This window comes from Streptomyces sp. ID05-39B, from assembly GCF_033794725.1.
Classification (GTDB): Bacteria; Actinomycetota; Actinomycetes; order Streptomycetales; family Streptomycetaceae; genus Streptomyces; species Streptomyces bobili.
Genome location: NZ_JARGEF010000072.1, coordinates 20534 through 33572 on the forward strand (window position 1 = coordinate 20534; position 13039 = coordinate 33572).

Annotated in this window: 14 protein-coding genes and 1 tRNA gene; 8 read left to right on the top strand and 7 right to left on the bottom strand. The window is 71.2% G+C overall.

Annotated features, from left to right (window positions below; translation table 11 throughout):
• Positions 1 to 197: 197 nt before the first annotated feature.
• The 3 genes from P1P75_RS17880 to P1P75_RS17890 form a co-directional block, all read right to left on the bottom strand.
• Positions 198 to 271: transfer RNA gene (locus P1P75_RS17880), tRNA-Met, on the bottom strand.
• A gap of 49 nt (positions 272 to 320) precedes the next feature.
• Positions 321 to 524, bottom strand: a complete 204-nt coding sequence (locus P1P75_RS17885) for a cold-shock protein (protein ID WP_073499692.1) — start codon at positions 522 to 524, stop codon at positions 321 to 323.
• Positions 525 to 1062: 538 nt separating this feature from the next.
• Positions 1063 to 1629, bottom strand: coding sequence for a snapalysin family zinc-dependent metalloprotease (locus P1P75_RS17890; RefSeq protein ID WP_319256425.1), 567 nt, complete (start codon positions 1627 to 1629; stop codon positions 1063 to 1065).
• A 195-nt stretch (positions 1630 to 1824) separates the two neighbouring features.
• Between P1P75_RS17890 and cpt the strand changes: the two genes are divergently transcribed.
• From cpt to P1P75_RS17915, 5 genes are all read left to right on the top strand, one after another.
• Positions 1825 to 2349, top strand: a complete 525-nt coding sequence (gene cpt, locus P1P75_RS17895) for a chloramphenicol phosphotransferase CPT (RefSeq protein WP_319256448.1) — start codon at positions 1825 to 1827, stop codon at positions 2347 to 2349.
• A 167-nt stretch (positions 2350 to 2516) separates the two neighbouring features.
• The gene (locus P1P75_RS17900; RefSeq protein WP_319256427.1) at positions 2517 to 3164 is read left to right on the top strand and encodes a DUF4232 domain-containing protein; all 648 of its coding nucleotides are present in this window, start codon (positions 2517 to 2519) and stop codon (positions 3162 to 3164) included.
• A gap of 257 nt (positions 3165 to 3421) precedes the next feature.
• A complete protein-coding gene (locus P1P75_RS17905; protein WP_319256429.1) occupies positions 3422 to 4318 on the top strand; it encodes an RNA polymerase sigma-70 factor in 897 nt (298 codons plus the stop codon).
• 191 nt (positions 4319 to 4509) lie between these two features.
• Positions 4510 to 5256 carry an SDR family oxidoreductase gene (locus tag P1P75_RS17910; RefSeq protein WP_319256431.1) on the top strand — a complete coding sequence of 249 codons (747 nt, stop codon included), beginning with the start codon at positions 4510 to 4512 and terminating at the stop codon, positions 5254 to 5256.
• Between the two features lie 288 nt (positions 5257 to 5544).
• Complete coding sequence (locus P1P75_RS17915; RefSeq protein ID WP_319256433.1) at positions 5545 to 6090, top strand: hypothetical protein; 546 nt, start codon at positions 5545 to 5547, stop codon at positions 6088 to 6090.
• A gap of 139 nt (positions 6091 to 6229) precedes the next feature.
• On the opposite strand, the gene P1P75_RS17920 is transcribed toward P1P75_RS17915, so the two are convergent.
• Both P1P75_RS17920 and P1P75_RS17925 read right to left on the bottom strand, forming a co-directional pair.
• The gene (locus P1P75_RS17920; RefSeq protein WP_319256435.1) at positions 6230 to 6979 is read right to left on the bottom strand and encodes a cupin; all 750 of its coding nucleotides are present in this window, start codon (positions 6977 to 6979) and stop codon (positions 6230 to 6232) included.
• Between the two features lie 163 nt (positions 6980 to 7142).
• Positions 7143 to 8738: a cellulase family glycosylhydrolase gene (locus P1P75_RS17925; RefSeq protein ID WP_319256451.1), complete on the bottom strand. Its 1596-nt coding sequence runs from the start codon at positions 8736 to 8738 to the stop codon at positions 7143 to 7145.
• A 542-nt stretch (positions 8739 to 9280) separates the two neighbouring features.
• Between P1P75_RS17925 and P1P75_RS17930 the strand changes: the two genes are divergently transcribed.
• A complete protein-coding gene (locus P1P75_RS17930; RefSeq protein ID WP_319256437.1) occupies positions 9281 to 10174 on the top strand; it encodes an aminoglycoside phosphotransferase family protein in 894 nt (297 codons plus the stop codon).
• Between the two features lie 16 nt (positions 10175 to 10190).
• Here P1P75_RS17930 and P1P75_RS17935 read toward each other — a convergent pair whose 3' ends face one another.
• Positions 10191 to 10673 carry a VOC family protein gene (locus P1P75_RS17935; protein ID WP_319256439.1) on the bottom strand — a complete coding sequence of 161 codons (483 nt, stop codon included), beginning with the start codon at positions 10671 to 10673 and terminating at the stop codon, positions 10191 to 10193.
• 267 nt (positions 10674 to 10940) lie between these two features.
• Between P1P75_RS17935 and P1P75_RS17940 the strand changes: the two genes are divergently transcribed.
• Positions 10941 to 11594 carry an ATP-dependent Clp protease proteolytic subunit gene (locus tag P1P75_RS17940; protein WP_319256441.1) on the top strand — a complete coding sequence of 218 codons (654 nt, stop codon included), beginning with the start codon at positions 10941 to 10943 and terminating at the stop codon, positions 11592 to 11594.
• 1 nt (position 11595) lies between these two features.
• On the top strand, positions 11596 to 12198 hold the full coding sequence (locus P1P75_RS17945; RefSeq protein WP_319256442.1) for an ATP-dependent Clp protease proteolytic subunit: 603 nt from the start codon (positions 11596 to 11598) through the stop codon (positions 12196 to 12198).
• A 21-nt stretch (positions 12199 to 12219) separates the two neighbouring features.
• Here P1P75_RS17945 and P1P75_RS17950 read toward each other — a convergent pair whose 3' ends face one another.
• Complete coding sequence (locus P1P75_RS17950) at positions 12220 to 12642, bottom strand: helix-turn-helix transcriptional regulator (protein ID WP_319256444.1); 423 nt, start codon at positions 12640 to 12642, stop codon at positions 12220 to 12222.
• Between the last annotated feature and the right edge of the window lie 397 nt (positions 12643 to 13039).

Consider the following 13039-nt stretch of genomic DNA (forward strand, 5'->3'; position numbering starts at 1 on the left):
ACTGGATGTCGCCGCGCCGCCGGCCTGTGACGTGGCAGTTCCCGGAGAAACGCCGACACCCGCGGCTCGGCGGTTCGGCCTTCCCGGGTCCTGCCGCCCGGGCAGCACCGGGCAGGCCTTGCGATCCTCACTCTCGCAGCGCAACTCTCGCAGCGCATACGAAAGAGGCCCGGCATCAGCCGGGCCTCTTCCTTTTGTAGCGGGGACAGGATTTGAACCTGCGACCTCTGGGTTATGAGCCCAGCGAGCTACCGAGCTGCTCCACCCCGCGTCGGTTCTGCCACTCTACACGGCGATCCGGGCGGGCTGGAAACAGGGGGTCAGCCGCGGACGATGTTCTCCGCCTGGGGGCCCTTCTGTCCCTGGGTCACGTCGAAGGTGACCGCCTCTCCCTCCACCAGCTCACGGTAGCCGTTGCCGGAGATGTTGGAGTAGTGCGCGAAGACATCGGGGCCGCCGCCGTCCTGGGCGATGAATCCGAAGCCCTTTTCGGCGTTGAACCACTTCACGGTGCCGCTGGCCATACTGCTGTGTCCTTCGTTCTCGCCGGCGGACGCCGGCTGGAATGGGTGTGGGGTCCAGTCCATGATCATGGACTGTGTCCCAGACCCGTTCTACCCCACGAATGGCCCCGCAATCCGCAGTTGTCGCTCAAAAACTTCTCCATCGTGACCTCTTGTCAGCCAATGGAGGGCAAGTGACGTGGGGCGTTCGGGGCAATACGGGCCGTAGCGGTCAGTCGCCTCCGCCGCCGCCTCCGCAGGACGATCCGCCGCCACAGGACGACCCGCCGCCGCACGACCAACCGTCTCCGCCCCCGTGGCCACCCCCGTCACCACCTCGGGAGCGACCCCGCGACCTGCCTCCGCCCCGGCCGTCACGTGACCCCACGAGAAGGATCACGACGAGCACGATCCCCACGATCACGACATATTCCACTGCGCTCAGCCCCCGTAGTCGTCCTGCTGGAACTCCTGCGAGGGCCATGCCCCGGAACGTCGGTGGGCCAAGCGCGTCTTGAGCAACTCCAGAGCTTCGGCCGCCCGCCGCGGGCCACGGGGGTCAGTCCACGGTCATCACCTGACGCGGCGCCGTCACGGACGGCTGGGCGAGCGCGGCACCGAAGTCGCCCTCGACCTCCGCCTTCTCGGCCGCGTTCGGGTACGGGTTCGTGCACGGGACGCCCGCGCTGGAACCCGACATCAGACTGGTGCAGGGGCCGGGCTTGCGGTCCGGCAGGCCGAGGATATGGCCGAGTTCGTGCGCCGCTATGCGCACGGTGTCGTACCCCTCGTTCACGGCCTGCCGTCCCATGTAGACCGTGCCCCTGCCGAGCGAGGCGGTCAGGGCCCGGGGCCAGCCGTTGTCGGCCAGGACGCGGATGTCGGCACGCTGTCCGGCGGCGACCGGGCGCAGTTCGACGTTGTCCACGCTCTCGTTCCAGATCGCCGCGCCCCGGTCGACGGCGGCCCTGAACTCGGCCGAGGCGGCGGCGTCGTACGTCACGACACGGGCCGCGAGGGGCTGGTCGACGGGAGCGTCCGCCTGCGCGTGGGCGGGGCCGCCGAACAGGCTGACGGCTGCCGTGAGGGCGGCGGTGAGGGCGGGGACGTAGGTGCGTGAGTGCATGATCGACCTCCTGTGGGGGAAGGTGGGCGTGCTCATGTCACGTGCTGCTGAGCCCCTTGCCCATGGCTCACGGCCGTCAATCCGTCAATCGGCGGGCCCTCGGCGTGTCTGCCGCGTAAGAGGCACGGGATCGCCCGAAATTCGTTTCATGTCCGGCGGGCGCGCCCCTACTGTGGCGCGGTGACGACGACGCGGATGATCATCCTCAACGGCGGTTCCAGCTCGGGCAAGACCGGGATCGTGCGGTGCCTCCAGGCCGTACTGCCGGATCCCTGGCTGGCGTTCGGGGTCGACTCGTTCGTCGACGCGCTGCCCGCGAAGCTTCAGGCGTCCGACGCGGGGCTGGAGGTCGCGGCGGACGGCCGGGTGAGCGTCGGAGCGGACTTCCGGGCGCTGGAGGAGGCCTGGACCGAGGGGATCGTGGCGATGGCACGGGCCGGCGCCCGGATCGTCGTCGACGACGTCTTCCTCGGCGGGGAGGCGTCCCAGCAACGGTGGCAGAAGGCTCTGGGTGACGTGGCGGTGCTGTGGGTCGGCGTCAGATGTGACAGCGCGGTCGCCGCGGGCCGCGAGATCGCACGCGGGGATCGCGTCCGGGGCATGGCCGCGTCGCAGGCGGACGCGGTGCACCAAGGGGTGGTCTACGACCTGGAGGTCGACACGAGTCGCACGGAGTCGCTGGAGTGTGCGCTGGCCATCGCCGCCCGCGTCGGCGGCTGACGGGGGCGGATACGGCTCACCGGCCACCGTCCTGTGAGCGAGCCGACTCCCCCGTCGCCGTCAACGGTGTTGGTTCCGGCGAGATCCCGTCACCAAGCTGTGAAGAATCAGCGGGAGGCTGGAGCAGCAGTCCGGAACATCACGCTTCACGTCGGGGGAACCACGCCATGAGCACCGTACGCAGAGCCGCACTCGTCCTCACCACCCTGTCCGCCGCGCTGGCGCTGACCGCCTGCGGGCCCGCCGAGGACGACGCGGCGGGCGGGACCGGCACGACACCGCCCGCCGGCCCGTCCACGGCATCGTCCGAGCCGCCGTCGAAGCCGTCGACGCCGTCGACGTCCTCCGCCACAAGCTCATCGGCCGGAGGTTCCTCCGGCGGCGGCTCCTCGGCCGACCACGACGTCTTCCCGTGCAGCACCTTCGACGTCACGTTCACCGCGAGCCTCGCCGAACCGACCACCAGCAGCTATCTGCTGAAGGTCACCAACAAGGGCACGAAGGCCTGCCGTGCGCTCGGCCACCCGGTCGTCACCTTCGGCGACCTGGACGGTGCGGCCACGGAGCGGGGCACGGCCCCCGGCATCGAGGACGCGCTCCGCCTCGCGCCGGGTGAATCGGCGTACGCCGGCCTCATGGGCGGCGCCGACGACGGCAAGGGCAGGACGGTCGGTTCCATCGCGATGACCATGAACACCGAGTCCGACCTCGAACAGACCCCCCTCACCGCGCCGACCCCCAACCTGTACGTCTCCCCCGACATCAACTCCGTGACCCCGTGGGTGAACAACGTGGAGGACGCGCTCAGCCTGTAGGCGGACACTGTCCCGCACCTTCCGCAGGCCTCCATGTCAGGGGGTGAGACCGTCGCCGCGGCGGGGCCGGCAGGACCACCAGCCGCTGCTCATGGGCCGAAGGTGTCCCACCGGCGAACGCCCCGGCCGGCCATGACCGCAGGGGCCCGTAGGGAGCCGTGCGTGTCACGGACGCGGTGCCAGGCCGGCCACGGCCAAGTGGCGGGGGGCGTCCGCCGTGGCGGCTTAGCATGGTGGCCGGCTCGGGAAGGACGTGTATGCAAACCGGGGACGAAGCAGACTCTCTCGTCCGGGCGACGAGGGACTTCATGGCCGCGAGGCCCCAGCTCTTCGGTATCGCCTACCGCGTGCTCGGCAGTGCCGTGGAGGCCGAGGACATCGTCCAGGAGGCGTGGCTGCGGTGGCAGAAGGCCGACCGGGCCGACGTCCAGGAGCCGGCGGCGTTCCTGGCCACGGTCACCGCGCGGCTCGCGATCAACCTGGCCCGGTCGGCGCGGGTCCGGCGTGAGACGTACGTCGGGCCCTGGCTCCCGGAGCCGGTCGACACGAGCAACGATCCGCAGCTGGGTGCGGAGCGGGCTGAGGCGCTCGACCTGGCCTTGCTGTTCCTCCTGGAGAAGCTGAACCCGGTGGAGCGGGCCGCCTACGTGCTGCGGGAGGCCTTCGACTACCCGTACCGGCAGATCGCGGACATGCTGGAGACCAGTGAGGCCAACACGCGCCAGCTGGTGAGCCGTGCCCGCAGGCATCTGTCGGCGGAGCGCAGGGCGCCGGTCGGTGCCGACGCTCACCGGCGGCTGCTCGAGGTCTTCCTCGCCGCGGCGCAGACCGGCAGTCTGTCGGCGCTCGAAGAGGTGCTGACCGCGGACGTGGTCAGCTACTCCGACGGCGGAGGGATACGCGGGGCGTCCAGGATCCCGGTCGTCGGGCGTACGCACGTCTCCCGGTACCTCGCCGCGTTCGCGCCCCGCTTCTGGCCCTCGACGGACGTTCGCCGGGTGGAGGCCAACGGCAGGCCGGCCGTCCTGGTCTCGGCCGCCGGGCAGCCGGTCGCTCTGCTGAACGTGGACGTGTCGGCACGAGGCATCGAACGCATCATGTGGATCATGAACCCGGCGAAGCTCAGTCCCTACGTGGCCTCGCTGGACGGCTGAGGACCCGACGCCGCTCTTTGTCGCACAGGTCGGACGCGTCGTGGTGTCCGTTGCCCCAGTCCCCGCATCTCGTGTCACAGCCGGGGCAGCTGTCCGGTCTCTTCCAGTGCGGGCCGAACGCGGTGCCGGTGAGCCGCTCGCCGCGGAAGGCATCGTGCCCGCACCACGAACACCCCCGAGAGGAAGACGTCATGAAGATCGTAGTGATCGGTGGCACCGGGCTCATCGGCTCGAAGCTGGTCGGCAAGCTCGGCGAACACGGTCATCAGGCCGTCGCGGCCGCCCCCAGTACCGGCGTGAACACGCTGACGGGTGAGGGCCTGGCCGAGGTCATGGAGGACGCGTCGGTCCTGGTCGACGTATCCAACTCGCCCTCGTTCGAGGACCGGGCGGTGATGGAGTTCTTCCGCACCTCCACGACCAACCTCCTCAAGGCGGAGGTCGAGGCCGGTGTGACGCACCACGTGGCGCTGTCCGTGGTCGGCACCGACCGCCTCCAGGAAAGCGGCTACTTCCGCGCCAAGCAGGCCCAGGAGGAGCTGATCAAGGCCTCCGGCGTCCCCTGCTCCATCGTCCACGCCACCCAGTTCTTCGAGTTCGTCAGGGCACTCGCGGACATGTCGACCGAGGGCGACACCGTGCGTGTGTCGCCCGCGAGGATTCAGCCCGTCCACTCCGACGACGTGGCCGCGGCCGTCGGCCGTACCGCCGTGGGCACCCCGCTCAACGGCATCGTGGAGGTCGCGGGCCCGGACGCCTTCCAGCTCGACGAGCTGATCCGCACGCGGCTGGCCGCCGACAACGACCCGCGCACGGTCGTCACGGACCCGAACGCCCTCTACTCGGGCGCCCGGTTGCAGGATGCCACCCTTCTGCCGGGCGCGGACGCGCACCTCGCAGAGACGAGGTTCACCGACTGGCTCGCGCGGCAGCGGTAGTTTCCCCCTCGTCCGCTCGGCAGGAACCCCCTGATGGCAACCCATCGGGGGGACCCGAGGCCGACGCGAGGAACTCCCGCCTGGTGTCGTGCGGCGCCGAGAACAGGTTCGGCCCGCACGCGGCCGTCTGGGCGGCCGACATCCTCGCCGAGGAAGCTCCCTCATGACTGGTCCCCCGAACGGTGCAACCATTCAGCCGGTCGGGATGTCCTACCTGATATCAGTCACACGTGCCTCAAGGGGGACACCATGGTGCGGACCAGAACCATTTGGGCCACCGCCGCTCTCATGACCGCCACGCTCGGCGTGGCCGCGATCCCGGCCCAGGCCGCCCCGGCCGCCGCCGCCCGCACCGCCACGGTCTGCCCCACCGGCTGGGGCAGCATCGCCAAGACGTACAGCGCCGGCACGATGGAGTCGGTGCGCAACGCCCGGACCGGACAGCACGCCTGCTACGACCGGCTCGTCATCGACGTCCCGGGCGCGACCGCCGCCCAGCTCGGGTACACGGTCCAGTACGTCACCCGGCTCTACCAGGACGGTTCCGGCCGCTACATCCCCGTCGCCGGCGGAGCCATCCTCGAGGTGCGGGTGAGCGCACCCGCCTACGACCCCGAGACCGGCACCCCGACCTATCCCGCGCGGGCCGGCCAGCCGCTGCCCGGCGTGAACATCACCGGCTACCGCACCTTCCGCGACACCCGGTACGCCGGCAGCTTCGAGGGCGACACGCAGCTCGGTCTCGGCGTGCGTGCGAGGCTGCCCTTCCGGGTGCTGCCGCTCGACGGCCGCCTCGTGATCGACGTCGCCCACAGCTGGACCGCCACCCGCTGACGCCGGCCCACGCCTCCACCCCGGTGCCCGCAGGCCCATGCCAGGCCGACGGCACCGGGGCGGAGACCGCCGCACGGTCCGGCCGTACGGCCGGCCGGTCCCACGCCACGGTCTGTTCCTCGCGCTCCGCCGCCGGAGGTCACACCACCGTGGTGCCCGGCAGGGTGTACTCGTCCCTGCGTCCGCACATCCCGAAGCCCTCCAGCCTGGTCGGCGCGGCCTCGTACGCGGTCGCGTCGCCGAGATACGACGGCTCCCCCGCCGCCAGCGCGTCCAACTGGGCGCCGGTGCGCGCGGCCGCGGCCAGCGCGCCGGCACGCCACAGCTCGCGCCACACCGGCACCCTCTCCCGCACCAGAGCGGCGGCGGCCCGCTGGAAGGCCAGAAACGGCCCGGTGTCCCCGGCGACGAGCGCTGTGCGCAGATCGAGGTAGCCCTCGACCGCGAGATCCCGGCGGCTGCGTGCGGCCTCCGCCATCTCCGCGCCGGTACCCGGCGGAAGTGCGGCCGCTGCCGCGTACCTCGCCGGATCGGCGAGCACCTGGGGCGGGAAGGTGAAGACGGCGTCCCCCGCCTCGGGCAGGCCGCTGTTCTGCATCAGCACCGTGACGCGCAAGCCGCCGCCCTGCACCATCCGGTGCACGGTGCCCGGCGTGAACCAGGCCACCGACCCGGGCTCCAGGGGAATGTCCCGGTAGCCGTCCGGGCTCAGGGTCTGCACCGCTCCGCGGCCTTGGGTGACGATGTACGCCTCGGTGCACACCAGGTGCAGGTGAGGGCTGCCGCCGCACACGCCGTCGGCCGCCTCCCAGTCGTACGCGGTCAGATGGGACAGGCCGACCGCGCCGGGCAGCGGGTGCGGCAGCGCGGACTCGGAGTCGGTCACCACAGCGCGGGCCCTTCACTCTAGAAAGCGCTTACCCCCTTATCGGTGAGCCTAGGTCAGGGGCCGGGCCGGGACAAGCCCGTCGGCCGGCGAGGCCGTGAACCGGATCCCGGACGCGCGTCGGCCGGCGAGGGCTCGATGCCCACGCCGGCCGACGCCGGGCGTCTCAAGCGGTGCTGCAGGCGGTGCCGTTGAGGGTGAACGCGGTCGGTGCCGTGTTGGTGGCGCCCTTGGTACCGATGAAGCCGACGGTCACCGTGCCGCCGACCGGGACGGCCGAGGTGTAGGACGCCGCGGCCACACTGACCGTGCCGCCGGTCTGGGTGGGGGTCCCGCCCCACATGTTCGACACGGTCTGGCCGTCCGCGAAGGCGAAGGCGAGGGTCCAGCCGCTGACCGGAGCGGTGCCGGTGTTGCGGAGGGCGATCTCGCCCTGGAAACCGCCGGGCCACTGCCCCACCACGCGATAGCCGACCGAGCACGCGGCGCCCGGGGTGCCGCCGTCCTCGTCCGTGGTGACGTTCACCGTGGCCGAGCGCGCCGAGCGGTTGCCGGCCGCGTCACGGGCGTAGACGGCGAACGTGTACGCCGTTTCCGCGGTGAGGCCCGTCAGGGTCGCGGTGTTCGTCGTGGAGGCGGCCACGGCCGTCTCCGTACCGCCGCTGATCCGTACGACGTCGTAACCGCTTACGCCAACGTTGTCGGTGGCCGCGCCCCAGGTGAGGGTCGCGGATGTGGCCGATACGGCGGAGGCGAGTGGAGCGCCGGGGGCGGTCGGTGCCTGGGTGTCGCCCGGGTTGCCGCCGCCGAACACGGTGGCTTCCTCGGCGGTCTGGGCGATGCCGTTGACACCGTTGAAGATGCGCTGGCCCCAGGAGCTGAGGCGGGTCGGGTCGAAGCCGATCGCGAGGTCGAGGACCGGGTCGGTGTTGCCGCTCCAGGACCAGGCCAGGTAGCCGAGGTCGAACTGTTCGGCGGCGGCCATCATGGTGTCCTCGTCGGGGTCGCCCCACTGGTCGGCGGGTCCGCCGAACTCGCCGATGAGGAGCGGGAGTCCGGCAGTGACGAAGGCGTTGAGGTAGTCGGTGATCTCCGCCGCGGTGTCGAAGACGCTGTACATGTGGATGGAGAAGATCAGGTTGCCGGTGGGGTCGGCGTCGTAGACGGTCCGGGCGTTGGCGCGCATGACGCCCTGCCAGTCCTGTCCCCAGTTGGGCGCGTCGACCATGATCGTGTGCTGGAGACCGGCGTTGCGGAGTTTCTTCACGGCGGCGACCGTCGGGTCGGTCCAGCCCTCCGGTGCGGTGTTGCCCCAGGGCTCGTTGCCGATGTTGACGATGACGTAGTCCTCCTGGCCGGCGAGGACGTTCTTCAGACCGATCCAGTAGTCGGCGGCGTGGTCGAGGGTGCCCGCGGCGGCCTCCTCGCCGTAGCCGGTGGTGTCGTGCACCTCCAGGACGCAGATGAGGCGGTTGGCCTTGCACTGGCCGATGACGGCGGCCACGTCCTCGGGGCTGTTCTTCGTCCAGCGGTGGCCGTCGGAGAGGACGACGCGGACGGTGTTGGCGCCCAGCGCCTTGACGTCGGCGAGGGACTGCGTCTCACCGGGGTACCAGGTGTGGGCGTGGTTGACGCCGCGCATGACGAAGTCGTTCCCGTTGCCCTCCAGCAGACGGCCGTTGCCGATGTGCAGGCCGGTGGCGAGGGCGCGGGGGGACTCGGCGGCCTGCACGCCGGCCGGGGCGAGGAGGCCCAGGACCACGGCGAGCGCGAACAGAGCGGCGAGGGCGGGCAGACGGGTGAGGCCGGAGAGGCCGGCGGAGGCGGCCAGGAACCTCTTTCGTGTCGTGCTGCGTGCTCTTCTCACTGCGACTCCAGGAGTGAGCGCCAGAAACTCAGGCAGGGGAAGGATGAGTGGGAGGTGCTGGACGCGAGGTGGGTGGGAGCGCTCCCATGAAAGCCACTACGGCAAGTACACGTCAAGGCATCGCGCAGAGGCCGTCGGCCGCACCCTCGCCCGGACGCGGCAGCCGACGGCCTGCTTCCGTAGCCGTTTCCGTATCTGTTTCCGACGTTTTGCCACGGCTTTCTCGACGCGCGTCCCGCGACTGCTTCTCGGCGGGACGCTTCGCCGCGGCTTCTCGAAAGTTTTCGCAGCCGGTTTCTCACGTCAGGTCCTGACCGGCCAGGGGGCAAGCGCCGACGTGAGGTTCGTGACCACCACGTGCCGCCCTCGGTCGCGGCCAGGCTCGCGGCCCGCAATTCGTTGGACAGCCGTCGCTCCGATCACCTGGAATGAGCGGCATGTGTGCCCTGAGGATGCGCCCGGACGAGGTCGACGTGGACGCCGCGCTGGTACGGCGGCTGGTGGCCGCGCAGTTCCCGGAGTGGGCGTCGCTGCCCGTGGAGCGGCTGGCGTCCGCCGGGACGGAGAACGCGATGTTCCGGCTGGGCGCCGACAAGGTGGTGCGGCTGCCCCGGCATCCGGGGGCGGTGGAGAGCGTGGCGTACGAACTGCGCTGGCTGGAGCTGCTGGGGCCGCAACTGGCCGTGGCCGCGCCGGTGCCGCTGGCGCGCGGCGGTCCCGGCGAGTCGTTTCCGTGGCCCTGGTCCGTCTACCGGTGGCTGGACGGCCGTAATCCCGTCGCGGGAGCCCTGGAGCGGCCTCAGGCGCTGGCCGCTGATCTGGGGGCGTTCGTCGCCGGGTTGCGCGGGGTCGACGCGCGGGGCGGGCCGCCCGGGTACCGAGGCGGGCCGCTCGCGGAGCGGGATGCGCCGACCCGCTCGGCCCTGGCCCGGTTGGCGGGCCGGATCGACGTCGCCGCGGTCACCGCCCTGTGGGAGGAGGCGCTGCGCGCGCCGGGCCGCACGGAGCCGCCCACGTGGGCACACGGCGATCTGTCGCCGGGGAACGTGCTGGTGGCGGACGGCCGGCTCGCCGCGGTGATCGACTTCGGCTGTGTGGGCGTCGGGGACCCGGCCGTCGACCTGATCGTGGCCTGGAACCTGCTGCCGGCGCCGGCCCGCGTCACCTTCCGGGAGAAGGTGGGCGCGGACGACGCCGAGTGGGCACGCGGGCGGGGCTGGGCGCTGTCGATCTCGCTGATCCAGCTGCCGTACTACTGGGACACCAATCCGCCGCTGGCGGAGAACTCCCGGCATGTGATCAAGGAGATCCTGGCGGAGGCCGGAGGCTGACGGGGATCCGGCGCCGCTACTCCCCGTCGTACGCCTTGCGCAGGTCGGCGATGTCGAGCTTGCTCATGGAGAGCATGGCCTTCATGGCGCGGGCGGCCTTCTCCTGGTCCGGGTCGGTGACCATCTCGGTCAGTTCGGTGGGCACGACCTGCCAGGACACGCCGTACTTGTCCTTGAGCCAGCCGCAGGGGCCGTGCTCGCCGCCGCCCTCGACGAGCTTGTTCCAGTAGTAGTCGACCTCTTCCTGGTCGGCGCAGTCGATCTGGAAGGAGATGGCCTCGTTGAACGTGAACTGCGGACCGCCGTTGAGGCCGATGAACCTCTGGCCGTTGGCCGTGAACTCCACCGTGACCACGGAGCCGGCGGGACCCGGGCCCGCCTCGGTGTAGCGGGCGACGGTGCCGACGCTGGAGTTCTTGAAGATCGACACGTAGTGGTGGGCGGCTTCCTCCGCCTGGCCGTCGAACCAGAGACACGTGGTGAATCCGTCGGTGGTCATGAGTTCCTCCGGGAGCGCGAGAGTGCGTGGAGCGCGGTCATCAGTGTCGACCGGTCCGCGTCCCGAAACTCATCGCTCGAAGCGCTATCGTCCACCGGCTTCCCCCTGATGCCCGACGTCCGATGCCCGACGTCCGATGCTCGACGTCGCCCTCTGCTGTCGGCGAATCTGCCCAGGGCAGGGAAATCCGCCACGGGGGCGCTCACGCGCCGAGAGTGGGTGGCGCGGCAGGACCGCTGCCGCACCACCCCTCGACAAGGAGCGCCCATGCCCCCATTCCTCACCGGTGCCGCGCCGGCCCTGCTCCCTCGGGCCGAGGAGGGCGACACCTCCCCCGGCCGCTTCGACGACCAGCTCGCGGCCCAACTGCTGAACCAGCGCATCGTGTTGCTCGGCACCCAGGTCGACGAGGTGTCCGCCAACCGGGTCTGCGCGCAGTTGCTGATCCTGTCGGCGGAGGACCCGCGCACCGACATCAGCCTGTACATCAACAGCCCCGGCGGCTCGGTCCACGCGGGCCTGGCCATCTACGACACGATGCGGCTCGTCCCCAACGACATCTCGACGCTGGCGATGGGATTCGCGGCCAGCATGGGGCAGTTCCTGCTGAGCGTCGGTACGGCGGGCAAGCGGTACGCGCTGCCGAACGCGCGCGTCATGATGCACCAGCCGTCGGCGGGGATCGGCGGCACCACCGCGGACATCGAGATCCAGGCGGAGAACCTGGAGTTCACCAAGCGGACCATCGAGCGGATCACCGCCGAGCACACCGGTCAGAGCCCGGAGACCATCTCCCGGGACGGCGACCGCGACCGCTGGTTCACGGCCGAGGAGGCCAGGGAGTACGGCATCGTCGACCGGGTCGTGGAGTCGCTGGCCGACGTCCGCCCGGCCGCCTCGAAGCGACGGATGGGACTCTGACATGGGGACGTACACGATTCCGAACGTGGTCGAGCGGACCCCGCAGGGCGAGCGGTCCTACGACGTCTACAGCCGGCTGCTGGCCGAGCGGATCATCTTCCTCGGTACCGAGATCGACGACGGCGTGGCCAACGTCGTCATCGCGCAACTCCTGCATCTGGAGTCGTCGGCGCCGGAGAACGAGATCGCGATCTACATCAACTCCCCCGGCGGCTCGTTCACCTCGCTGATGGCGATCTACGACACGATGACGTTCGTGCAGGCGCCCATCGCGACGTTCTGCGTCGGCCAGGCGGCGTCGACCGCGGCCGTTCTGCTGGCGGGCGGGGACCCGGGGCGGCGGTTCGCGCTGGAGCACGCGCGCGTGCTGCTCGGGCAGCCGGCCAGTGGCGGGCGGCAGGGCACGGTGTCGGACCTGGCGCTCCAGGCCAAGGAGATGGTCCGCATCCGGGGCCAGGTCGAGGAGGTGCTGAGCCGGCACACCCACCACGACGTGGCGACGCTGCGCGCGGACATGGACCGCGACAAGGTGTTCACCGCGCAGGAGGCGGTGGCGTACGGCCTGGCCGACGAGGTGCTGGGCCGGCGCCCCGTGCGGGGATGAGACACCGGCCCGCCCGCGTCGTCAGGCGGCCAGGCACAGCCCGTTGTGCGAGGAGGTGGTCGCCGAACTGCCGACGTGCGAGGTCTGCGAAGTGCGCGAGGTCCGGCTGCTGAGCCTGACCAGCTCGCCCTGGGCGCGCGCCAGCAGGTCGCCGAGGCTCAGGCCGAGGGCACGGGCGGCGGCCGCCAGGACCTCCGAGGAGGCCTCCTTGCGGCCGCGCTCCACCTCCGACAGATACGGCATGGAGATGCGGGCGGTGTCGGCAACGTCCTTCAACGTGCGCTCCTGGGCCTGGCGTTCGCGACGCAGGACGTCGCCCACCAGGTCGCGCCAGAGAGGTTCCCTGGGGGTGGGCGGCCGGTCGGCGGGGCGGGTGGTCCCCGGGCGCCCCGCCGAGGGGCGCAGCGGGATCACGCGGGCGTGGTTCGGCGCTTGGTTGCTCACCTTCCCAGCCTAGGAGGACCGGCCGCCGCGGGGAGGGCTCCGACGTTGCGCCCTCAGGGAAATCGCGTGGCACGCACTCGCGTCCTCGTGGCCGACCCGCTCACGGAAAGGGGGCACGGGCGGCGACCGTCGGGAAACACTGGTCCCGAAGGTCACGGAAGGTGAGTATCCGCTGCTGCGGGACCCGTTCGACACGGTGGCGGAACGGTACGAGCGGGTTCGTCCGGTCCATCCCCCGGCGCTGGTGCGGCAGTCGGTGCGGCCGCGGAACCCGGTCCGGATCGCCGGGTGCTGGAGATCGGGCCGGGTACGGGGCAGCTGACCCGGCCCTCGGCGCGGACGGGCTGCCGTCTCACCGTCGTCGAGCTGCCTCTTATACGCATCTGACCCTACCGCG

Bases quoted from the DNA above. Each gene is read 5' to 3' on its own strand.
- P1P75_RS17930 (WP_319256437.1), top strand. From the start codon at position 9,281: ATGTGTGCCCTGAGGATGCGCCCGGACGAGGTCGACGTGGACGCCGCG.
- P1P75_RS17945 (WP_319256442.1), top strand. From the start codon at position 11,596: ATGGGGACGTACACGATTCCGAACGTGGTCGAGCGGACCCCGCAGGGC.
- P1P75_RS17935 (WP_319256439.1), bottom strand. From the start codon at position 10,673: ATGACCACCGACGGATTCACCACGTGTCTCTGGTTCGACGGCCAGGCG.
- P1P75_RS17905 (WP_319256429.1), top strand. From the start codon at position 3,422: ATGCAAACCGGGGACGAAGCAGACTCTCTCGTCCGGGCGACGAGGGAC.
- P1P75_RS17900 (WP_319256427.1), top strand. From the start codon at position 2,517: ATGAGCACCGTACGCAGAGCCGCACTCGTCCTCACCACCCTGTCCGCC.
- P1P75_RS17890 (WP_319256425.1), bottom strand. From the start codon at position 1,629: ATGCACTCACGCACCTACGTCCCCGCCCTCACCGCCGCCCTCACGGCA.
- P1P75_RS17940 (WP_319256441.1), top strand. From the start codon at position 10,941: ATGCCCCCATTCCTCACCGGTGCCGCGCCGGCCCTGCTCCCTCGGGCC.
- P1P75_RS17915 (WP_319256433.1), top strand. From the start codon at position 5,545: ATGACCGCCACGCTCGGCGTGGCCGCGATCCCGGCCCAGGCCGCCCCG.
- P1P75_RS17910 (WP_319256431.1), top strand. From the start codon at position 4,510: ATGAAGATCGTAGTGATCGGTGGCACCGGGCTCATCGGCTCGAAGCTG.
- cpt (WP_319256448.1), top strand. From the start codon at position 1,825: ATGATCATCCTCAACGGCGGTTCCAGCTCGGGCAAGACCGGGATCGTG.
- P1P75_RS17885 (WP_073499692.1), bottom strand. From the start codon at position 524: ATGGCCAGCGGCACCGTGAAGTGGTTCAACGCCGAAAAGGGCTTCGGA.